The 20,286-nt window shown below is 72.3% G+C and carries 18 protein-coding genes and 2 pseudogenes; 8 read left to right on the top strand and 12 right to left on the bottom strand.

Going from position 1 to position 20,286, the window contains the following annotated elements; genetic code table 11:
* Window positions 1-85: 85 nt before the first annotated feature.
* From ABZV94_RS07685 to ABZV94_RS07675, 3 genes are read right to left on the bottom strand one after another with little or no spacing between them, the layout of a single operon-like run.
* On the bottom strand, window positions 86-1,327 hold the full coding sequence (locus tag ABZV94_RS07685) for a phosphatase PAP2 family protein (protein ID WP_356338254.1): 1,242 nt from the start codon (window positions 1,325-1,327) through the stop codon (window positions 86-88).
* 37 nt (window positions 1,328-1,364) lie between these two features.
* A complete protein-coding gene (locus ABZV94_RS07680) occupies window positions 1,365-2,810 on the bottom strand; it encodes an MFS transporter (protein WP_356338252.1) in 1,446 nt (481 codons plus the stop codon).
* Window positions 2,811-2,858: 48 nt separating this feature from the next.
* A complete protein-coding gene (locus ABZV94_RS07675) occupies window positions 2,859-3,302 on the bottom strand; it encodes a hypothetical protein (RefSeq protein WP_356338250.1) in 444 nt (147 codons plus the stop codon).
* A 558-nt stretch (window positions 3,303-3,860) separates the two neighbouring features.
* Between ABZV94_RS07675 and ABZV94_RS07670 the strand changes: the two genes are divergently transcribed.
* The 4 genes from ABZV94_RS07670 to ABZV94_RS07655 all read left to right on the top strand — a co-directional run bounded on the left by ABZV94_RS07670 (window position 3,861) and on the right by ABZV94_RS07655 (window position 8,260).
* Complete coding sequence (locus tag ABZV94_RS07670) at window positions 3,861-4,967, top strand: LLM class flavin-dependent oxidoreductase (RefSeq protein ID WP_356338248.1); 1,107 nt, start codon at window positions 3,861-3,863, stop codon at window positions 4,965-4,967.
* Window positions 4,964-6,391 carry an NtaA/DmoA family FMN-dependent monooxygenase gene (locus ABZV94_RS07665; RefSeq protein ID WP_356338246.1) on the top strand — a complete coding sequence of 476 codons (1,428 nt, stop codon included), beginning with the start codon at window positions 4,964-4,966 and terminating at the stop codon, window positions 6,389-6,391. The genes ABZV94_RS07670 and ABZV94_RS07665 overlap by 4 nt, the downstream gene beginning before the upstream one ends.
* 63 nt (window positions 6,392-6,454) lie before the next feature.
* Window positions 6,455-7,378 carry an LLM class F420-dependent oxidoreductase gene (locus tag ABZV94_RS07660; RefSeq protein WP_356338244.1) on the top strand — a complete coding sequence of 308 codons (924 nt, stop codon included), beginning with the start codon at window positions 6,455-6,457 and terminating at the stop codon, window positions 7,376-7,378.
* Between the two features lie 57 nt (window positions 7,379-7,435).
* Window positions 7,436-8,260 carry a DUF1684 domain-containing protein gene (locus ABZV94_RS07655; RefSeq protein WP_356338242.1) on the top strand — a complete coding sequence of 275 codons (825 nt, stop codon included), beginning with the start codon at window positions 7,436-7,438 and terminating at the stop codon, window positions 8,258-8,260.
* Window positions 8,261-8,442: 182 nt separating this feature from the next.
* Here ABZV94_RS07655 and ABZV94_RS07650 read toward each other — a convergent pair.
* Both ABZV94_RS07650 and ABZV94_RS07645 read right to left on the bottom strand, forming a co-directional pair.
* Window positions 8,443-8,571: pseudogene (locus ABZV94_RS07650) on the bottom strand (helix-turn-helix domain-containing protein); the annotation flags it as partial.
* Between the two features lie 141 nt (window positions 8,572-8,712).
* Window positions 8,713-9,561 (bottom strand): helix-turn-helix domain-containing protein, encoded by an 849-nt coding sequence (locus tag ABZV94_RS07645; protein ID WP_356338240.1) that lies wholly within the window; start codon window positions 9,559-9,561, stop codon window positions 8,713-8,715.
* Between the two features lie 147 nt (window positions 9,562-9,708).
* Between ABZV94_RS07645 and ABZV94_RS07640 the strand changes: the two genes are divergently transcribed.
* Window positions 9,709-10,314, top strand: coding sequence for an NAD(P)H-dependent oxidoreductase (locus ABZV94_RS07640; protein WP_356338238.1), 606 nt, complete (start codon window positions 9,709-9,711; stop codon window positions 10,312-10,314).
* A 169-nt stretch (window positions 10,315-10,483) separates the two neighbouring features.
* On the opposite strand, the gene ABZV94_RS07635 is transcribed toward ABZV94_RS07640, so the two are convergent.
* Both ABZV94_RS07635 and ABZV94_RS07630 read right to left on the bottom strand, forming a co-directional pair.
* Window positions 10,484-10,942: an SMI1/KNR4 family protein gene (locus ABZV94_RS07635; RefSeq protein WP_356338260.1), complete on the bottom strand. Its 459-nt coding sequence runs from the start codon at window positions 10,940-10,942 to the stop codon at window positions 10,484-10,486.
* A 125-nt stretch (window positions 10,943-11,067) separates the two neighbouring features.
* Window positions 11,068-11,200 (bottom strand): annotated as a pseudogene (locus ABZV94_RS07630) (IS5/IS1182 family transposase); the annotation flags it as partial.
* Window positions 11,201-11,242: 42 nt separating this feature from the next.
* Here ABZV94_RS07630 and ABZV94_RS07625 point away from each other — a divergent pair.
* Complete coding sequence (locus tag ABZV94_RS07625) at window positions 11,243-11,788, top strand: GNAT family N-acetyltransferase (protein ID WP_356338237.1); 546 nt, start codon at window positions 11,243-11,245, stop codon at window positions 11,786-11,788.
* 273 nt (window positions 11,789-12,061) lie between these two features.
* Here the strand turns inward: ABZV94_RS07625 and ABZV94_RS07620 are convergent, their stop codons facing one another.
* Both ABZV94_RS07620 and ABZV94_RS07615 read right to left on the bottom strand, forming a co-directional pair.
* Window positions 12,062-12,391, bottom strand: coding sequence for a WhiB family transcriptional regulator (locus ABZV94_RS07620; RefSeq protein WP_356338235.1), 330 nt, complete (start codon window positions 12,389-12,391; stop codon window positions 12,062-12,064).
* 278 nt (window positions 12,392-12,669) lie between these two features.
* A complete protein-coding gene (locus tag ABZV94_RS07615; RefSeq protein WP_356338233.1) occupies window positions 12,670-13,572 on the bottom strand; it encodes a DMT family transporter in 903 nt (300 codons plus the stop codon).
* Window positions 13,573-13,654: 82 nt separating this feature from the next.
* Here ABZV94_RS07615 and ABZV94_RS07610 point away from each other — a divergent pair, with 82 nt between their 5' ends.
* Complete coding sequence (locus ABZV94_RS07610; protein ID WP_356338231.1) at window positions 13,655-14,548, top strand: LysR family transcriptional regulator; 894 nt, start codon at window positions 13,655-13,657, stop codon at window positions 14,546-14,548.
* Window positions 14,549-14,743: 195 nt separating this feature from the next.
* Here the strand turns inward: ABZV94_RS07610 and ABZV94_RS07605 are convergent, their stop codons facing one another.
* From ABZV94_RS07605 to ABZV94_RS07595, 3 genes are all read right to left on the bottom strand, one after another.
* Window positions 14,744-14,947 (bottom strand): cold-shock protein, encoded by a 204-nt coding sequence (locus ABZV94_RS07605; RefSeq protein WP_037864303.1) that lies wholly within the window; start codon window positions 14,945-14,947, stop codon window positions 14,744-14,746.
* A 495-nt stretch (window positions 14,948-15,442) separates the two neighbouring features.
* Entirely contained in the window at window positions 15,443-16,342 is a 900-nt protein-coding gene (locus tag ABZV94_RS07600) for an aminoglycoside phosphotransferase family protein (protein WP_356338229.1), read from the bottom strand.
* Window positions 16,343-16,480: 138 nt separating this feature from the next.
* Complete coding sequence (locus tag ABZV94_RS07595; RefSeq protein ID WP_356338227.1) at window positions 16,481-17,707, bottom strand: PP2C family protein-serine/threonine phosphatase; 1,227 nt, start codon at window positions 17,705-17,707, stop codon at window positions 16,481-16,483.
* A gap of 626 nt (window positions 17,708-18,333) precedes the next feature.
* Between ABZV94_RS07595 and ABZV94_RS07590 the strand changes: the two genes are divergently transcribed.
* A complete protein-coding gene (locus ABZV94_RS07590) occupies window positions 18,334-19,536 on the top strand; it encodes a cysteine desulfurase-like protein (RefSeq protein WP_356338225.1) in 1,203 nt (400 codons plus the stop codon).
* Window positions 19,537-20,286 lie beyond the last annotated feature (750 nt).

The following is a 20,286-nucleotide window of genomic DNA, read 5'->3' as shown; positions in this document are numbered from 1 at the left end:
GGGCCGGGCTCGACGGCGGCCCGCAGGCCGCGGCTCTTCCGGCGCACGTCTCCCGGACGGCCGGGGCCGGTGCGCGCGCCGGGGGTCAGCGCGGAGCGAAGAGCCGTGCCTGGTGGTGCAGGACGTACCGTGCCACGTCCGTGCCGAGGGTGATCCCGGCCTCGTCGGCCGACCGGGTGTGGATGCCGGAGAAGACCCGGGCGTCGACGTTCTCGTCCGAGAGCTGCTTCCAGGTGGTGTAGATCCGGGTGACCCCGGGCGCGGTGGGGCTGGCCAGTTCGAACGGAGCGGTGCGCGGCCCGACGAGTGCCGACAGGACGGTCTGGGCGGCACCGGCGTAGGTGTTGTGGCCGCTCGGGTAGTCCGGATGGGCGGGGGTGGTGTGCAGGGGCGTCCAGTCGGGGTCGGGGTCGAGGGTGCCGGTGCGGATCGCGGTGACGGGACACCAGCGTTCGTAGGCGTACTTGCTGTCGGAGGTGGCGATCTGCGTGTCCACCAGTGCCACGTGGAACAGCGCGACCAGTCGCGCCTGGCCGGCGATCCCCTGCCGTGAGCGGGAGAGCGCCACACGCAGCGGCTCGGTGTAGAGGGTGAGGGAGGAGCCGAGCCAGAAGGTGGCGGTCTCCGTCTGGCGGGCGCTGCGCACCGTGCTGTCCGCGGCGCCGTACGCGCGCACCTCGGCCAGGTCGGCGGCATAGCGCGGCGAGTCGAGGGCGGGCGGCGGGGCGAGCCGGAACCGGCTCGGGGTCCCCAGCAGGAACGGCCTGGCGAGGCGGTTGCCGTACTGGGCCGCCGGTGCGTGATCGGGTGGCGTCGGCTGCCACACGCCCGGCGCCGGGGGTCTGACGGGATACGGGGCGTTGACCGAGGCGGGATCCAGGCCGTCGCCCTCCCTCCACTTCAGGACCAGGTCCGCCTGCCGCTCCCCCGCCGCGACGCCCCGCTCCTCGGCCGGACCGTCGGGGATCGCGTCGAGGGTCTTCCTGAACGTCGCGTCGAGCTGCTCCGCGCGGCTCGGGACCAGCGTCACCAGCGCACGGTGTACGGCCCCGGCGAGCGCCGCCTCCTGATACGCGCCGCGCTCGACACCCGGGGGCACGCTCCGGGTGGCTCGGGCTGCCGCGAGCCAGCTGATGGCCCAGGTGCGGCTGTTGGTGACCTGGGTGGGCGCTCCGGCCGTCGCGATGGTCTCGGCCGTGGCGTCGTACCAGGCGAGCGCCGTGGCCGTACGGCCGGCCGCCGAGGCCTGCGGGACCGCGACGGACGCGGTCAACAGCGCCGCCGCGCCCAGGACGACGAGGGCCTGCCGGTTTCTGGTCGAACTCATGTGTTCTCCTTCGGGGTTCGGTGCGGCTCGGTCGGGTTCAGGAAGGCTCGGTGGCGTTCGGCGGGGTCCGGTGGGCTTCGGTGGGGTGAGAAGCGGCGCGGCGCACCGGCACCGGTGCCGACGGGCGGGACGGCGGTGCGGCGCCTCGCCGCACGGAGAGCAGCAGGGCCACACCGAGCAGGGCCGAGCAGACACAGCAGGCCAGCGCGTACCCGGCCCGGTCGTGGCCGCCTCCCGGCGCACCGGAGGCGATGTGCAGGTAGACGGCGGGGACGGCGGTGAGGCAGACGGCCGCCGCGATGCGCTGGGCCATTTGCAGGATGCCGCCGCCCACCCCCGCGGCCTGGGGCGGAGCGTGTTCGAGCACCTGGGCCTGATTGGGTGAGACGGTGACCCCGCCGGCGACGCCGGACAGCAGCTGTGTTCCGGCCAGCGCCATCGGCAGGACCGCCGTCGGCACCCAGAGCGCGACCGCCGCGCCCGTCAGGGACGCACCGATGCCCAGGGCCAGGCCGACGGTCACCGTGCGTGGCCCGATCCGTCGTACCAGCCGCCACGCGAGGGCCGAGGAGACGCCCATGCCCACCGCTCCGGGAAGGGTGATCACCGCGGTGAGCAGAGCGGACAGCCCGAGCCCGTCCTGGAGGAAGACGGTGAGCACGAGGAACGCGGCCAGTGACGACCCGAACTGGGCCATCGCGACGGCCGTGCCCAGCATGTACGGCTTCGACGAGGTCAGCGCCGGGTGCACCAGCGGCTGACGGCCCCGTCGCACCCGCCGGCGCTGCTGCACGGCCAGGGCGGATGCCAGTGCGCACACCAGGGTGCCCCACAGGAGTGCCTGTCCCCCGCTGTCCGGGGTGCGGATGAAGGGCACCATCAGCGTCAGTGCGCACCCGCAGAGCAGGCTGAGGCCGAGGACGTCCAGGCGGGCGTTCCGGGCGGTGCGCCGAGGAGGGGGCAGCCGGCGGCCTGCGAGGACGAGGGTGAGCACCGCACCCGGTGCGCTCAGCAACAGGCAGCACCGCCAGCCCTGTTCAGCGCCGAGTCCGGCGACCAGTGCACCGCCGAGGGGCGGTCCGAGGGCCGTGGCCACGCCGCCCGTGACCGCGTAGCGGCCCAGGGCACGACCGCGGGACTGGCCGTGGAAGACGTCCTGGATGGTGCCGATCACCTGCGCGTTGACGAGCCCGGCCGCGGCGCCCTGGGCCAGCCGGGCACCGATCACGGTGCCCGGCCCCGCCGCCGTCGCGGCCGTCAGCCCGGCCAGGAGGAAGACCGCCATCCCGGTCATGAAGAGATGCTTGCGGCCGTACAGGTCACCGAGGCTGCCACCGGGTACGAGGGCCAGGCCGAAGGCCAGCGAGTACCCGGCCACGATCCACTGGACGTCCGCCCCGGTGGCTCCGAGCGACTGGCGCATGCTCGGGACCGCGATGGTGAGCACGGCCTGGTCGAGCAGGGTCGTGGCGCCCGCGGCCATGCACACGGGCAGGGCCCCTGGTGCGGCGCGGTCCTCTCCCGGCACCGTCTACGCCCGCCGGGACGGCCGGGGCAGGGCGCAGCCGGCGCGCAGGGTGCGGCCGTGGAACCGCTGCTCCCTGTGGTCGGCGGTCTCCCCCGGCGCGCCGGTGAGGGTGCGGTCGTCGATCGCGACGCGCCGGCCGAGGTCGCGGTTGGTGGGGTTGTCGCGTCGGGCGTCCTCGCAGGGCTGCCGTTGATCGGAGACGGGATGCCGGTGCGCGTGCGGCCCGGCTGGGGCGCGGCAGACGCCGTGCGGCCGGCCGAGGGCCGCCCGATCCGGGCCGGTGCCGGTCCGGTCGCGCCGATGGGCGCTGCCCGCCGAGTATGCGGTGCGCCCGGCGGCGTAACAAGAGCCCAACTCGTGGGCGGCTACGCGGAGTTCGGCGAGGACGACGTCACGAGGGCGGTAGCGGCGGACGCCGTCGACAGGCCGGGATGTGGACTGAGCCATGGGAAGGGTTCCTTCACGGCAGGGCCGCCGCGCGCGCCGTCCCACGACTACCCCGGACACAGGGTGGTGGGCGAGGGAAGGCCGCAGGGCAGGAAGCGGAGGGAGGGATCGCGAGCCGTCGAACGGCGATCAGCGACAGACCTCGTCGAACTGGTCGGCGCGACGGCTCACCCAGAACGGGTCGAGCAGCACCGTGTGCGCCGGGCCAGTGGTCTCCATGGCCCCGGATCAAAGCACACACGCACAGATGCGTCCACCATGCGTCCCAGCCGGTGAGACGCCCGTCCGCCCTGGCCAACCTTGACACCCGCGGGGGCCGACGACGTACGTTGAACGGGAAAGTTCCTGACAGGCGGAGGCTTCGATGCACGTACTGGGCGCGGCACCGCGCGGTGCGTGCACCGGTGCGCGGCTCGTCATCCGGCGGCATGTCGACTACTGCCGTACCTCCTCCGCCGTCTGTCCTTCCGTACGCGACTGACCCCTGCCGGCCGTCCCGCCGGCCGTCTCGTCGCGGCCCTGTGCCGCGAGTCATCGTGCTCCCCGGGAGGAACCCCCTTGTCCGGCCCTGCCCTGCACCTCGCCGTCGAGATCGACGGTGACGGCTCCCACCCCGCGGCCTGGCGCCGCGCCGCCCACTCCCCCGATCACCTGCTCTCCCCGCGCCGCGTGGCCCGGGTCGCCGCCATCGCCGAGAACGCCGGGTTCACCCTGATCACCCTGGACGACGGCGTGCTGCCGCCCGGCGCCGCACCGGATCCGGTCGGCCGTATCGGCGCCGTGGAGCGTGCGGCTTTCGTCGCGGCGTCCACGAGCACCCTCGGGATCGCGCCCACCGTTCCGCTCACGTACGCCGAACCGTTCCACGTCTCCAGCCAGTTGGCGTCCCTCGATCACATCTCCGCCGGTCGCGCCGGGTGGGTGGTGACGGAGGAGGAGCGTCCCGAGGCGGCCCGTGCCTGGGGGCGCCCGCTGGTCGCCGACGCCGACGCACGGGCCCGGGAGTCCGCGGACGGGGTCGAGGTGGTCCGTGCCCTGTGGGACTCCTGGGAGGACGACGCGGTCATCCGGTCCGTCGCCACCAGCCGCTACCTCGACCGCGAACGGCTCCACTACATCGACTTCACCGGTGAGACGTACAGCGTCAAGGGTCCGGCGATCGTGCCGCGCCCGCCCCAGGGGCAGCTCGTCGTGCTGGGCCGGCCGGACCGGGTCCCCGCCGCACGGCTCGACGTCGCCCTCGTCGAGGGCCGCGACCTCCCGTCGGTCGCCACGGCCGCTGCCGCCGCCGGTACGCCCCGCGTCTTCGCCGAGATCGAGGTGGCGCTGGACACCCCGGGGGCCACGGCCGCCGAGCGCGTCGCCGACCTGGAACGGCACGCGGCCTGGAGCGACCGGGGAAGGCTGCGGCACATCGGTTCCGCGGACCGGTTGGTGGCCCTCCTGACCGAGCTGAGCCGTCACGTCGACGGCGTACGGCTGCATCCGCTCGTGCTGGACGAGGACCTGCCCGTCCTCTCCCGCCTCGTCCTGCCCGCACTGTCCGAGGAGCGGCTCGTCGCCCGTCCGCTGCCCGGTACGTCCCTGCGCTCGACCCTGGGTCTGGAGCGCCCCGGCAACCGCTTCGCCGCCGCGGCCCCTGCCGCCCAGGAGGACGCCCGATGACCCGCACCGACCCCCTCGACGTCCCCCGCCCGCACGCCCAGCTCCACTTCGGCGTGTTCTTCCAGGGCGTCAACCACTGGACCATCTGGTCCGCCCCCGACAGCGGCTCCCAGATCGACCCCGCCTCCTTCCGCCGTGTCGCCCAGACCGCGGAACGGGGCCTGTTCGACGCGTTCTTCCTCGGCGAGGGACTCCGGCTGCGCGAGGTCGACGGCAAGATCCACGACCTGGACGTGGCGGGGCGGCCGGACGCCCTCACGCAGCTCTCCGCACTGGCCGCCGTCACCCGCCGCATCGGCCTGGTCTCGACGTCCAACTCCACCTTCAACGAGCCCGCCGATCTCGCCCGCCGCCTGTCCGGCCTCGACCTCCTCTCCGAGGGCCGCGCCGGGTGGAACGTGGTGACCACGGACAACGCCTGGACGGGCGCGAACTTCCGCCGCGGCGGCTACCTCGACCACGCCGACCGCTACCGGCGCGCCGAGGAGTTCCTCACCGTGGCCCGCGCCCTGTGGGACGGCTGGGAGGACGGCGCCGTCGCCGACTCCGCGGGTGCGCCCGCCTGGTCGGCTCCAGGCGCCGTACACCCGGTGCGCCACAAGGGACCGCAGTTCGACGTCGACCTCACTCCGACCCTGCCGCGCAGCGCCCAGGGCCACCCCGTGATCTTCCAGGCCGGTGACTCCGGCGAGGGACGCGACTTCGCGGCCCGCAACGCCGACGTCATCTTCTCCGCGCACGGCACCGACTTCGACGACGCGCTGGCCTTCGCCGACGACATCCGGCGCCGGCTGCGGGCGAGCGGGCGCCCCGAGGACGATCTGCGGATCCTGCCCGGCACCGAGATCATCATCGGCGCCACCGAGGAGGAGGCCCAGGAGAAGAAGCGCTGGGTCCGGCTCCAGCAGGTCACTCCCGCAACGGCCCTGGGGATCGCCGGGCTGCTGTGGGGCATCGACCTGTCCGACCGCGACGCGGACGGGCCGCTGCCCAAGGAGGATCCGGTCGTCAGCGACAACGACGGCTCCTTCGGTGCCCGGCGCATCGCCGACCCTCGCGCGGTCGTCGCCGAGTGGCGTGCGAAGGCGGAGGCGCACGGCTGGTCGCTGCGTGAGACCGTCATCGCGCTCGGCCCGCAGCGCGGGCACGTCGGCACTCCGTCCGGCCTGGCCGACACGTTCGCCCGCTTCGTGCGGCACGGCGCGGTCGACGGCTTCAACGTCACGCCCTACCTCGTCCCCGACGGCCTCGACGACATCGTCGACCTGCTCGTCCCGGAACTGCAGGAACGCGGGGTCTACCGCACCGAGTACACCGGCACCACACTCCGCGAACACCTCGGTCTGCGGGAACCACTCACCCGCCGGTCCGCGCCGGACCGGCGGCAGGCAAGCGGAGTCTCGGACGAGCCCTTGTACACATGACCGACAAGAAGCTGTCACACACGGGCCGGAATGCGGGTTCGGCCCGCGCCCGTTCTGACTGACATGACTGTTGGAGTAGCGCTCAACGCGTCCGACGCGCCGAACCAGGTCGACGCCACCGTCCAACTCGCCAGGGAGGCGGCGGAGTCCGGACTCACCTCTGCCTGGTTCGGCCAGACCTTCGGCGCCGACTCGCCCCAGCTGGCCGCGATCGTCGGCCGGGAGGTGCCCGGACTACAGGTCGGCACCTCCGCGATCCCCGTCTTCGGCCGCCACCCGCTGCTGGTCTCCAGCCAGGCCCAGACCGCGCAGGCCGCGACGCACGGCCGTTACCACCTCGGTCTGGCCCTGGGCACGAAACTCCTGACGGAGGCGGGCTTCGGCCTGCCCTTCGAACGCCCCATCGCCCGCCTGCGTGAATTCCTCACCGCGCTGCGTCAGTTGACCGAGAACGGCACGGCCGACTTCCACGGCGAACTGCTCACCGCGGCCACCCCGATCCCGGCACGCGTACCCGGAGCCGAGAAGGGCGTCCCCCTGCTCGTCGCCGCGATGGGTCCGCAGGCGCTGCGGGTCAGCGGCGAGCTGGCGGACGGGATCCTGCCCTACCTGGCCGGACCGCGCGCCCTGGCCGACCACATCGTCCCCGCCGTGACCGCCGCCGCCGAGGCCGCGGGCCGTCCCTCGCCCCGGATCGTGGCCCTCGTGCCCGGCGTGGTCACCGACGACGTCGACGCGGTGCGGGCCAGGGCCACGGAGAACCTCGCGTTCTACGAACAGATCCCGTCCTACGCCCGGGTCATCGAACTCTCCGGCGGCCGGCGGGCCGCCGACCTGGCCGTGATCGGCGACGAGAGGACCGTCGAGGCCGAGGTACGCCGTTACCGGGACGCCGGCGCCACCGAGGTCGTGTTCTCGAGCACCGAGATCGCCGGAGAAGCCGATCGCCGACGCACCTGGCGCCTCCTCGGCGAACTGGCCCGCTGAGCACGCGGGGCGGATCGACGTCCCGGCCCCCGGCACCCCCATGACGAAGGAGAAACCATGACCAGCGAGACCACCACGACGGACCGCGATGCCTTCACCGAGAACTGGCTGGACTGGTACCGCGCCCAAGAGGCCAGGCTCGCCGCCCCGCACGGATTCCTGGCGATCACCGGCCTGCACTGGCTGGACGACCGGCCGCAGCGCTTCCCGGACGCGCCCGGTACGTGGCGCACCGGCCCCGAGGGGGTCGTCGTGGACCTCGACGACGGCGAGGAACTGGTCGTCGACGGAACGCCGGTGCGCGGCGAACACCGCTTCGGTGTGCTTCCCGAACGCGGTGGCGTCGACGCCGTCTGGGGGGACGCCGTGATCGAGGTCGCCAAGCGCGGCGGCAACGACATCGTGCGCCCGCGGCACCCGGACGCGCCGCTGCGCACCGCCTTCGCCGGAACACCCGCCTACGACCCCGACCCGCGCTGGGTGGTGACGGGCCGCTACGTTCCCTTCGACACGCCACGGCCGACCACCGTGGGCGCCGCGGTCGAGGGCCTTGAGCACGTGTACGACGCCCCGGGCAGGATCGAGTTCGAGCTGGACGGGCGCTCGCTGTCGCTGACCGCGTTCCCCGGCCATGGTGCGGGCCGGCTGATGGTGCTGTTCACCGACGCGACCTCCGGGGTGACCACCTACGCCGCCAACCGTTCCCTGACCGTGGAGCCGCCCGCCGCCGACGGTACGGTCGTCCTGGACTTCAACCGCGCCGCGAACCTGCCGTGCGCGTACACGGACCTGGCCACCTGCCCGCTGCCTCCGGCCGAGAACCGGCTGCCGGTGGCGATCGAGGCCGGCCAGAAGATCCCCCGCGAGCGCGGCGGCGCCTGAGGTCCGGTCCGGCTGCCTGCACGGGGCGTCGCTCCACGGCCTTGCCGTACGACGCCCCGTGCGCTCCGGAACGGGACCGGACGTCAGGTGAGCGTGCCGTCATCGCACGCGAGGCGTGGGCGGCGAAGAGCGGGCTCCCCGCGGTCCCCCGGCGCGCTGGGCCGTACTCCGGGGCCGCCACGTCACACGGAGCAGCCGCTGCCCAGTTTGAAGCCCACGCCCCGGACCGTGATGATCCAGTCGCTGTCACCCAGCTTGGTGCGGAGGCTGCTGACGTGCGTGTCGACGGTGCGCCTGGACCAGGAATCCCCCACACCCGGCCGCGCCGGGTTGTTCACCGAGGTGGCGAACTCGAAACTCGAACCCGGGCAGCGCCCGCTCGCCGTACACCTCTCCGCCCCGGCAACGGGCAGCAGGAGAAGGGTCGTTGACGCGGCTGCCCGGGATACCGCTCAGACCGCCCGCAGGGCGCCCGGGCGGCGGCCGGTGAGACGGTCGAGGGCGGCGGCGCTCGCGTCGTCGGCCGGCAGGTGGACGACGAGTTGCTGGTCGTCGTCGGCGGGCAGCCCCAGCGTTTCGTACGCCAGCCGCACCTCCCCGACCTGCGGGTGGACCATGCGCACCACCCCGTTCGCCCGGGGCAGCCCCGGCAGCGTCCGCAGCCGTCGGGCGAACGGTTCCCCGGAGGACACCGTCAACTCGTCCATCAGGGCGCCGACATGGACGTCGGTCTGCCCCGGCCCCTCCTTCAGGGCCGCCACCTGCTGGTCGGCGACCGTGTCCCAGTCCGGGTACACCGAGCGCGCCCGCGGGTCGGTGAAGACGAAGCGGGCGAGGCTGGGCCGCGCGCCGTCCAGCAGCCCGAGCGGTTCGGCCAGCCGCCGGTACCCGTCCGTGCAGGCCAGGATCTCGCTCAGCCGGTTCACCAGCACGGCGGGCGCCGGCTCCAGCCGCTCCAGCAGCGCCCGCACCGTGGGCCTGACCGCCCTGTTCGGTCCCGCCCCGCCCCGGCAGCTGAAGCCGGGATCGGCACCCTTGGCGAGCCGATGCAGATGGACCCGCTCAGCGGGCGTGAGCAGCAGCGCGTCCGCCAGGGCCGCCAGCACCTGCACCGAGGGCCTGCGGTCCCGCCCCTGCTCCAGCCTGGTGACGTACTCGACACTCACCCCGGCGAGCGTCGCCAGTTCCGCGCGGCGCAGTCCGGGCGTACGGCGGCGCGGCCCGGCGGGCAGTCCCACGTCGGCCGGTGTGACGGCTTCCCGGCGCAGCCGCAGGAAGAGGCCGAGCTCGTTGTCGCTCATCCCGTGAACGTAACACCGGCCGCCCCGACGGATCGTGGCCCTGCCACTACCACCCTCGGCCCGGCCTCCCTCGTCCGCCACTCGTCCACCACCGTGGAGCGCACGCCCAGCCTGGGGCAGCGTCAACCCCGTAGGAGAAGCACACCCATGTCCAGCGCACGACTGAATCTCGCAGTGATCGTCGGCAGCGTCCGGGAGGGCCGCTTCGGCCCGGTGGTGGCCGACTGGTTCGTCGAACAGGCCAAGCGGCACGACGAGTTCACGATCAACCTGATCGACCTGGCGGACTTCGACCTCCCGCTCGCCCTGCCGGCCACCCCGCCGGCCCTGCAGCCCGACCTGCCGCGTCCCGAGGGCATGGCCGAACTGACCCGGCGGCTCGACGCCGCCGACGCAATCGTCATCGTGACGCCCGACTACAACCGCAGCTTCCCGGCGTCCCTCAAGGCCGCCATCGACTGGCACTACACCCAGTGGAAGGCCAAGCCGATCGGCTTCGTCGGGTACAGCGGCCTCAGCGGCGGTCTGCTGGCGATCGAGCAACTGCGGCAGGTGTTCAGCGAGTTGCACGCCCACACCGTGCGCGACTACGTCGCCTTCCCCAGCTACTACCTCCTCTTCTCCCCCGACGGCACGCTCCGTGACCCGCAGGGCCCCGAGGAGGCCGCCAAAGCCATGCTCGACCAGCTCCTCTGGTGGGGCTCGGTCCTCCACGACGCCCGCCGCGACCGCCCGCAGATCGGGAACCGCTAGCCCGCCCCGGGCCCGGCCCGGGCCGACGACCCTTGTCCCCGGCCCGGGCCGGTCGACCGGCTCGGTGTGACCCGAACAGCGATGCGAGCGGCCCAGGCTCGGATGCGCCCGCCAGTACGCGGCATTCATGGTGCCTATCAGCAGCTGCCGCAATGGGCCCCGTGGCTGACTACAGAGATCCCGGCTCACCGCCGGCGACAAACCGTGTCAGGCACCGCTCCAGCAGTTCCAGAAACTGCCGCAGGTCATCGGCCACCTTGTCCAGCTCCGGTTCGTCCAGCGACGCTGTCCGCGTCCGGTGAACCGTCCCATCGGGGCCCGTGACATAGGACAGGCCACCACCGTTCGAGCCGATGACCAGACCTGGGACCTCCTGATCCGCGCCGATGTGGACAACGCCGTACTCCTGGAGTCGCAGAAGGACGTCACTTGCCGCGTCGAGGAAGTATCCGTTGCCGACGTCCGCCCAGGTGACGTCGCCGACGCTGCCGTAGAAAGTGACCAGGCCAGCCGGGAGGGGCCTCACTTGGGCAAGCGTGCGAGCCGCGGCTTGACCGTCGCGGCTGGCCGGCCGGACCTCGTTGGTACCAGGGGGAAAGCCGTGCCGGCGCTCGAACTCGCCTGTCATTGCCGTGAGGCTTCCGGAGACTCTGTCGGTCCACGAGGCCAGCCAGGCGGGGGAAAGCGAACGGTCACTCATGAGGCCGGATCATGGCATGAGCCGCAGACACCCATGAGGTGACCAGCGGTTCCGTGCAACCAGGCAAAGCTCCTCTCCACGACCCAGCGGCAGATGGACGACCCGGTGCCATGCCGGGTGCCACGGGCGGGCGATCATCAGAACGATGCCGCGGGCGCGGACCTGGTCGCGGTAGATGTCGTGATCCGCGGATGGGACGGGACAGCTCGGGCGGGCGAGAGGGGCGACATGGCAAGGACGGATTCGCGATTCGCTGCTTACCTTCCGCACCCAGCCGAGCGCTACGCTCCGGTGACCGCCGTGGTGGCGGAGGCAACCGGGCACGACGTGCCGAAGCTGGCCTCGTTGCAGGCCCGAACGCGCGGTGGTTCGGCGAGCGAATGGGCAGACCGCATCCATCGGGCGCTTTGTGCTGAGCGCAGCCTGGTGATCACCGCGAAGGTGTCCGGTGAAGCTGTCGGGTACGCGAATGCGGCGTTCCTGCCTGAGCACGCTGAGGACGGTGCCCCGGCCGGCTACTACCTGACTGGTGTCACGGTGGATCCTGACTGGCGACGTCGTGGCATAGCGGAGCTGCTGACCCGGTGGCGCATGGATCGGGTCTGGGAACGGGATTCGGCCGTCTGGTGCTTCATCTCCGCTAGGAACCTCGCCTCGCTCGACCTGCACCGGAAACTCGGATTCGTCCAGGTGACGGTCGGTGCCTCCTTCCAGGGCATTGAGTTCGCCGGTGGTGAGGGGTTGCTTTTGCGAGCAGACTCACCGCGACCGTGACGGGGCGGGTGCTGGACCCCGGACGGCACTCGAACCCGCCGGGCCATTGGTCCGACAGCGGCAGTTGGTCGGCGCAGCCGGTGATGCCCCAGTCGGCGGGGACGTCCAGGCGATCGGGCGGCTGTGCTCACGCACCCGCTCACTGATCGCCCTCGGGCGCCCCCCGCTCCTTCGGTCGAGGCAGGCAGCTCCGACTCCAGCAGCATGGTGCACCTGGTCACCCCCGCCCCGCCCACGACCGGAGTGAACGCTGCCAGGACGGAGCAGGACTGTTCACGCGGTCCGCTGGTGCTTCGTGGCCTCGGTGGGAAGTGGTCGGCCCGGGCGTACGTGCTCGGCGCGGGCGGCCTCCAGCAGCAGGCGCCAGGAGGTCACCGTCGGACGGCGCCGCAGAAGAGCGCGGCGTTCCCGCTCGGTCATGCCTCCCCAGATGCCGTGTTCGATGCGGTGGTCGAGAGCGTGGGCGAGGCATTCGGTCCGGACCGGGCAGCCGCTGCACAGGGCCTTCGCCCGGTTCTGGGCCGCGCCTTCGACGAACAACTCCTCAGGGTCCGCGGTGCGGCACTTCGCCTGTATCTCCCACTCCCGATCGCCCGTTGCCATGGCCGGCTGCCCCTCCCCTACTGGTTGCCCCTCACCTGCCTGCGGGGCTTGGTGCAGACCGTATGCCCAGGACACGGGCATGGTGATCCTCTGTGCAGATCCCACCCTTACGAGGGACGCAACCGTTGACAGCACGGCCACCAGCCGAACACGGAACGGTTCGCGCCGAGGCCGCCGCCCGGAGGGAAGAGCAGAAGGCCGCCTACCTGCTCATGCCGGATCCGGCCGGCCTCGATGCACGACACCGGGCTTCAGCGTGCTGCCTCTCAACCGGTGACTCACCGCCGGCGGGAGACGGCGACACCGGTCAGGCAGAGCGCGCCGCCGACGAGTCCGAATGCCGTCGGGATCTCGGCGAGCAGCAGCCACGACAACAGCACCGACACGGCCGGAACGGCGTACGTCACCGCGGAGAGCCGACCGGCGTCCATGCGCCGCAGCGCGTAGGCCCACGCGGTGAAACCGATCGCTGTGGGGAACACGCCCAGATAGACGGCGCCGACCACCGCTCCGGTGCTCGCCACCTTCAGCTCGCCGACCAGCTGCGGCGCCCACGGCAGCAGGACCACGGTGGCGACGACGCAGCCGAGCCAAATCGCGGTCAGCCCGTCGACGTGGCGCAACGTGACCTTCTGGATCATGACGCCCGCGGCGTAGAGCGCGGCGGCCAGCAGGCACAGCAGAACGCCTGTCCAGTCGCGCTGGGCGGTGGCCCCGGCGGCGATGAGCGCGGTTCCGCCCAGTGCGACGAGCGAGCCGACGATGAGAGTTCGTGAGAAGCCTTCACCGAGAAATCTCCCGGCGGCGATGGCGACAAGCAGCGGCGCGAGGTTCACCAGCAATGCCGCGGTCCCGGCATCGACGTGCCGTTCCCCCGCGTTGAGGGCGACGGTGTAGCCGGCGAGCCACAGCACGGCGTACGCCGCGATCAGCAGGAACGCCGTGCGGGAGAGGCGGACACGGACCGCCCCCTTGGCCGCCGCGATCACTGTGAGCGTGACGGCCGCGACGCCCAGCCGGAGCAGCGCGAGCGGCGCGGGGGACAGTGCGTGCCCGATGCCGCGGATGGCGACGAAGGCCGAGGCCCACAGCACCACCGCGAGTCCGGCCGCAGCCGCGACCTTGCCGATGTCTGTCTTGCCGGCGCCGATGGGCCTGGCGGTCTCCACTAGATCGGTCACCCAGGCATCATCATCCCCGCTCTCTGTACAGCACAAGCGATGAGTTCTATACGTCTGTTAAGCGTGGCTGTACATTCACAGCATGCTGGACATCTCACGGCTCCGCGTCCTGCGGGCGGTCGTCGCGACGGGCTCGATCCGCGCGAGCGCCTCCGCGCTCGGCTACACACCCTCAGCGGTGAGCCAACAGCTCGCCACACTGCAGCGGGAGACCGGACTGCAGCTGTTCGAACGGTCCGGTCGCGGCATCGAGCCCACCGCGGCCGGCCAGGCCCTCGCCGCCGAGGCCGACACGTTGTTCGAGGCGTTCAGCCGGGTCGAGCGGGTGGTCGGCGATCTGCGGGCCGGCCGGGTCGGCAGCCTTTCGATCGGCTACTTCGGCTCGGCCGGCGCAGCGTGGCTGGCGCCGACCGTTGCCGCGCTGCGTGCCGAGTTCCCGGACCTCCGGCTGGACCTGTCGCTGACCGAGTTCGCTTCGGGCGACCCGGACGTCGACATCTTCGTGGAGGAGACGGGTGTCGACCGCCCCGGGTCCGTCGATGTGCACAGGCTCGCCGAGGACCCCTACCTCGCCGTCGTCCGCTTCGACGACCCACTGGCCGAGGTGCCCGAGGTGCCGTTGGCGGACCTCGCCGGGCGGCATTGGGTGGACAACGAACCCCGCGAAGGGGCGTGCCGCCAGGTGCTCCTCAACGCCTGCGCGCAAGCGGGGTTCTCCCCGAGTTTCGTGGTGGAGACACACGACTACCGGACCGCGATGTCCTTCGTGGCAACGGGAATCGGGCTGACTATGGTGCCGGCCCTCGGTATCGGCGAGTTGCCCGAGAACCTCACGACTGTCGCCCTGGTGTCCCCCACCCCGGTCCGGTACCTCAGTCTCGCGGTGAAGAAGTCGGTCGCGCGGCACCCCGCCGTCCGCCGCGCCGTCGAGCTGCTGGAAGGTTTGGTGTGCGCGGAGAAATCCCGCGCTGGCTGATGGGCCTGAGGTAGCGGTGCCGCGTGACCGTGGTTCGACCACGTCACGGAGCGTGCAAAGTCACACGGCGGGGCGCTCTCATGTTCGTCAGTTCAGAGAAGATCTCCGGGTCGTCAGCCCAGCGAGCTACCGAACTGCTCCACGCCACGTCGGTGGTGCCACTCCACACACCGCTCCCCAGGCCGGCGGAGGACCTCAGCCGCGGACGATGTTCTCCGCTTGGGGGCCCTTCTGCCCCTGGGTGACGTCGAACGTGACCTTCTCGCCCTCGACCAGCTCCCGGTAGCCGTTGCCGGAGATGTTCGAGTAGTGGGCGAAGACGTCCGGTCCGCCGCCGTCCTGGGCGATGAAACCGAAGCCCTTCTCGGAGTTGAACCATTTCACGGTGCCGCTGGCCATACTGCGTCCTTCGCTCTCGCCGGGGGTGCCGACCGGGGTGAGTAACGGCAGCTTCCCCTGTGGGAAGACGCCGGGATCCGTTCTACCCCGCCCGGGGCTCCTTCATTCGATCATCCGTCCTCGATTCGGGAACGGGCTGCTCCGGCCAGATGACGTCGGGCCCGGCCGGCGGCCGGGCATCACCGGTGAGCAGCCCGGCCCCGGCAGCGTTCCGGTCCCAGCGCCAGGTTCTGTCTCCTTGGTCGGCCGGACGAGCGGCCCAAGCCCCATTGCTTCGGCCAGGGGTCAAGGCTCCACAGCGATTCCCGACACCAGCGCGGCAGCGCGCACAAAGGGTGCCGGCAGCATCACGAAGAAGGCGGAACTGGAGAGCTGGGAGGATCATCAACCAGTACGGGCCACCGTGCCGAAACAGTCGTACAGCGCCAGTCGTCAGGCGGAGAGTCAGCCCCAGTTGAGGCGGCGGCATCCTCCGTCGGTCGATCGATGCCGACGTCAGAGGCCCTTCAGGACGCGCTCGAGCGCCGACCGGCCGGCGGGCCCCCAGTTCGGCTTGCCGCCCGGCAGGCCGCGGTCCCCGTTCTGGCCCATCAGCATCAGGAACAGGCTCTTCATCGCGGCCAGCCCACGCGCCCGTCGGACCGCCGCCTCGTCCGCCTGCGCATAGCTGTCGAAGAACCGCGAGGCGCCGCCCGCGGGGAGCAGCACCCAGGCGGCCGCGAGGTCCCAGGCCGGGTCGCCGGCGAAGACATCGCCGAAGTCGACGACGCCCGCCAGTGTCCCCTCCGCGACGACGACGTTCGCGGGATGCAGGTCACCGTGGACCCACACGCGCGGGCCCTCCCAGCCGGCAGCCGCGGCCGCGTCGTCCCACACGGCCCGGATGTCGTCCTCGGCGAAGTGGCCGAGGTCCACGGCCCGCAGGAAGTACTCGAAGCCCTCGGTGCACTCCTTGGGGTGACCGCCGCGGTCGGAGGCGTCCGGTGCTTCGGCGGGCGCCTCCACGTGCAGTGCCTTGAGGAAGGCCGCCAGACTGTCGGCCGCATGGTCGCTGCGGGTGATCGAGCCGTGGTCCAGCGGCGTTCCCTCGACCCATGTCATGACGGTCCAGATCTTGGGGAAGCGCTCGGACGGCGCACCGTCCCGCACGGGGACCGGGATCGGCAGCGGCAGGCGCGAGGCCAGGGCCGGCAGCCACCGGCGCTCCTTGAGCTGCAGAGCCGGGGTGGTGTCCATCCGCTGCATCCGGACCGCCAACTCGTCCCCGAGGCGCCACATCTGGTTGCCCCAGCCGCCCGCCACCTCGCGGATGGGCAGCCCGGCCAAGTCCGGGTGCTGGTCCCGCAACAGGTCGCGGACCAGGTCCTCGCTGATCTCCCTCTCGGCTTCGATCATGCGGAGTCACATTACCGGGCGCACGCGGAGGCGACCATGAGGCAGGCCTCCAGCCGAGCGGCGGCGCAGACGGCCGTACGAGGCCCCGGATCGAGTCGCCGTGGTGCTCGAAACCGAGAGGCTCGCCGCGGTGGCGCGTCACTTCGACCGCGGCCCCCATTCGAAGAGCAGGATGGTCGCGTCGTCCCGCAGTTGGTTGCGCTGGTAGTCGAGAACGGCGTGGATGAGCAGCCGCAGTACCTCGGCGGGGCGCTGACCGGCGGCGTTGGAGTGGATGATGAATTCGGTGAACCGGTCGAGGCCGAACTCCGCGCCGTGCGCGTCCCTGGCCTCCACGACACCGTCGGTGTAGAGCAGAACGCAGTCGCCTGGTTCCAGTTTCGTCACGTGGATCTGCCGGGCTGCCGGTGCAAGCGGGCCGACGAGGCCGAGCGGCGGCTGCGGGGCACTGTCCAGCGCCCCCGAGAGCACCCGTTCGTCGCGGATCAGCAGCGGTGGGGGGTGACCGCAGTTGACCCAGTGCAGCACCCCGGTCTCGGCGTCGAGCCGGCACAGCACACCGGTGGAGAAGTGGTCGGGCAGCCACTGGGCGAGCGCCTGGTCGACGGAGGCGACGATGTCGGCCAGGCCGCCACCGCACCGGCGGGTGTTGCGCGCCGCCGCCATGGCGACCGACGTGGTCAGGCCGGCGATCAGATCGTGGCCCATGCCGTCGAGGATCATGGTGTGCAACACGTTCTTGACCACCGAGTGGTCGAAGGCGTCGCCGGCGATGTCGTACGCCGGTTCCAGGACCGCGGTCGAGACGCACCTGCTGCTGCCGATGGTGCGCGGCGGCAGGAAGGCCCGCAGCATCTCGGCGGGCAACCCCATGGGTGCGGTGCGCGTGCGGGCTGCGAGCCAGTCGCTGTAGGCACGCTTGGAGGTGATGAGCATGGCGAACAGATGGGCCAGCATCCGGCTGCGGCGCATCAGCGGCCCGTCCAGCGAGGCGGCGCGCACCGCGAGCACGCCCAGCCGCTCCGCACCGTCGACCAGAGGCATCCAGACGATCAGGCCGTCCCCGGCGTCGTCCACTCGCGAGGAGACCGTACGGTACGCCCAGCCTGCCGACGAGTCGTCCACCGTCAGTGGCTCCAGGGCTTCGTCGAGGGGGACGAGCAGCCGTTGCTGCAGGTCGGCAAGGTAGATCAGCGCCGTGTCCAGGCCGAGTACCGAGGCGCACCGATCGGCCAGGGCGGGTAGTTCGACGGGCAGGGCCGTTTGCGCCTCGGTGATCAGCTGTTCGAGCAGGCTCTCGTCCACGGCAGGATCGTGAGCGGAGGGCTCGCGCGGTGGGCCCGACACGGGGATCACTCCTTCCATGCCCGTTCTCACACTGATCCTGTCCCGCACACCCAGCTGCCGCCACTGATCGACGTACTCCCCCGGTCCGCCGGGGGCGGCCGTCCCGTCGTGGGGCGGACTCGCGGTTCCTCGGTAGACAAAGGTTTCTGGGCGACCGGCGTGCGTGCGGAGTCTCCGTCTTCGGGGTGTGCCGGCGAGCGCGATGGGGTGGCGGCGCAGGCGGCCGCGTTCGAGGCGGTAGGCGCCCGTGCGGGCCAGGCCGCGGCGCCTTCGACGCCGCGGAACGGCTCCACCGCCGCGTCCCTGTGCATCCGGGCGACACACCGTGCCCGCAGGTCCGCACCGTCGCCCCTCCACCGTCCCCGGCGTCCGGATCGGTGCGGAAGCAGGGGAGCGCGCGGCAGGCGGTGCGATAACGGGCGCGCCGCGGGACCGGCGCGACAGGGAGCGCTGGCTCCCCGTGGACGCTTCGCCGGAACAGGGCGGCAACGCAGACCTCGGACAGGTTCACCGCTCACCTCACGCTGACCGGTACGACCGCGGCCGACCGGGCGCCGCCGCGAAGGACCCAGCCGGCGTTCCGGCAGGCCACGCGGCATGCAAGGCTGTCACCGGGCAGACACCCGACACCTCCAGGAGCACCCATGGCCCTCGATGTCGCCGCGATCCGCGCACAGGTACCCGCGCTGAAATCCGGTACGGCTCGGTTCGACGCGCCCGGCGGTACGCAGACACCGCAGCCGGTCATCGACGCGATGGTGGACGCGCTGACCCGTCCGCTGGCCAACCGGGGGCACGTCACGGAGGGCGAGCGCAACGCGGAGGCCATCGTGGCGGCGTCCCGCGCGGCTCTCGCCGACCTGCTCGGCGTACCACCGAACGGCATTGTCTTCGGCCGCAGTTCCACGCAACTCACGTACGACGTCTCCCGTACGCTCGCCAAGGACTGGGGACCCGGCGACGAGGTGGTCGTCACCCGCCTCGACCACGACTCCAACATCCGGCCGTGGGTCCAGGCGGCCCAGGCGGTCGGGGCGACGGTCCGCTGGGCGGACTTCGACCCGGCCACCGGCGAACTCAACCCCCAGCACATCGAGACCGTGCTGTCGCCGCGCACCCGGCTGGTCGCCGTGACCGCTGCCTCCAACCTCATCGGCACCCGCCCCGACGTCCCCGCCCTCGCCGCCCTCGCGCACGACGCCGGCGCGCTGCTGCACGTGGACGCCGTGCACTACGCCGCCCACGCACCGGTCGACCTGACCGCCCTCGGCGCGGACACCCTGGTCTGCTCGCCGTACAAGTTCCTCGGCCCGCACCTCGGTGTCCTGGCGGCCCGGCCGGAACTGCTCGAAACGCTGCACCCGGACAAGCTGCTGCCCTCGTCCGACGCCGTGCCCGAGCGTTTCGAACTGGGCACGTTGCCCTACGAGTTGCTGGCCGGGGCCCGCGCGGCGGTGGACTTCCTCGCCGATCTGGCACCGCGGCCGTCCGGCACCCGCCGCGAACGCCTGCTGGCCGCGTTCGCGGAACTGGAGACGCACGAGGACGCCCTGCGCGAGCGGATCGTGCGGGGGCTGACGGACCTCCCCGGCGTCACGGTGTACTCGCGCGCCGCGCACCGCACCCCGACCCTGCTGTTCTCGCTGGACGGCCACGACTCCGCGCAGGTCGCGGCGCACCTCGCGGCGCGGGGCGTCGACGCCCCGGCCGGCTCGTTCTACGCCCTGGAGGCCTCCCGCCGACTCGGCCTGGGCGACACGGGCGCCGTACGGGTCGGGCTCGCCCCCTACACCAACGAGGAGGACGTCGACCGGCTGCTGACGGCGCTGGCGAGCCTCGCGCCGTGAAGGCGGCCAGGGTCCGGGGTCCCGACCCGGGGTCCCGACCCGGGGTCCGCGCACCGGCGACGCCGCACGGCAGGAGCGTCTCGTCCGCCCGCTCGGTCTCTCCGTGAGGCGGGGAGGCGGAGCGGGCGGTCGACCCGACCCATGTGGGTCGCCGCGCACGTTCCCTTGGCCGGGAGGTCTCGTTGTACGGCCGACGAGCCGACACAGCCGCTGGTCTGAGCCCCGGGCTCGACCTCCCGCCGCGCCGTGCCGCTCCTGGGGTTGCGCGCTGCCACGGCGTGCCGGGAGCGGCACCGCAGCTCGAAGCGTGAGCGGTACGCAAGGGACGGCTGTTGCAGCGGCGGTGGTGCCGTACTCGCCGACAAGGACCCGCCATGATCTGCGCCTCGGCAGCGGCCCGCAGGTAGTCCGACTCCGGGCGGTGGTGTACGGCTCGCGCATGGCCCACCGCACCACACACCACTCTCTCGGGGAGAAGGAGCGGCTTCGGACTCCGTCGGTTGCGGACGCCGGCCAGCTCGCGGGGCGCGCGTTCCGCTCCACCTTGCGCGTATCGCGCGGCTGACATCTTGCGGAGAAAAACAGCGGCGGTTGGACGCCCCGGCAGCAGGCTCGATTCCAGGGCTCCGAGAATGCCTTGCGCGGCCACGATCGGGCGTCGGCTACTGTCGTCTGTCCGACCGGTTTCGCGCGTATGACGGACCCACCGGCGCCGAGCCTGGCAACGCCTCTCCCAGGTCGCAGAAAAAC

Origin of the sequence: Streptomyces sp. NPDC004658 (genome assembly GCF_040609555.1) — a bacterium.
GTDB lineage: Bacteria > Actinomycetota > Actinomycetes > Streptomycetales > Streptomycetaceae > Streptomyces.
Note: the sequence above shows the minus strand (reverse complement) of the source record. Positions and strands in the feature narration are given on the sequence as shown.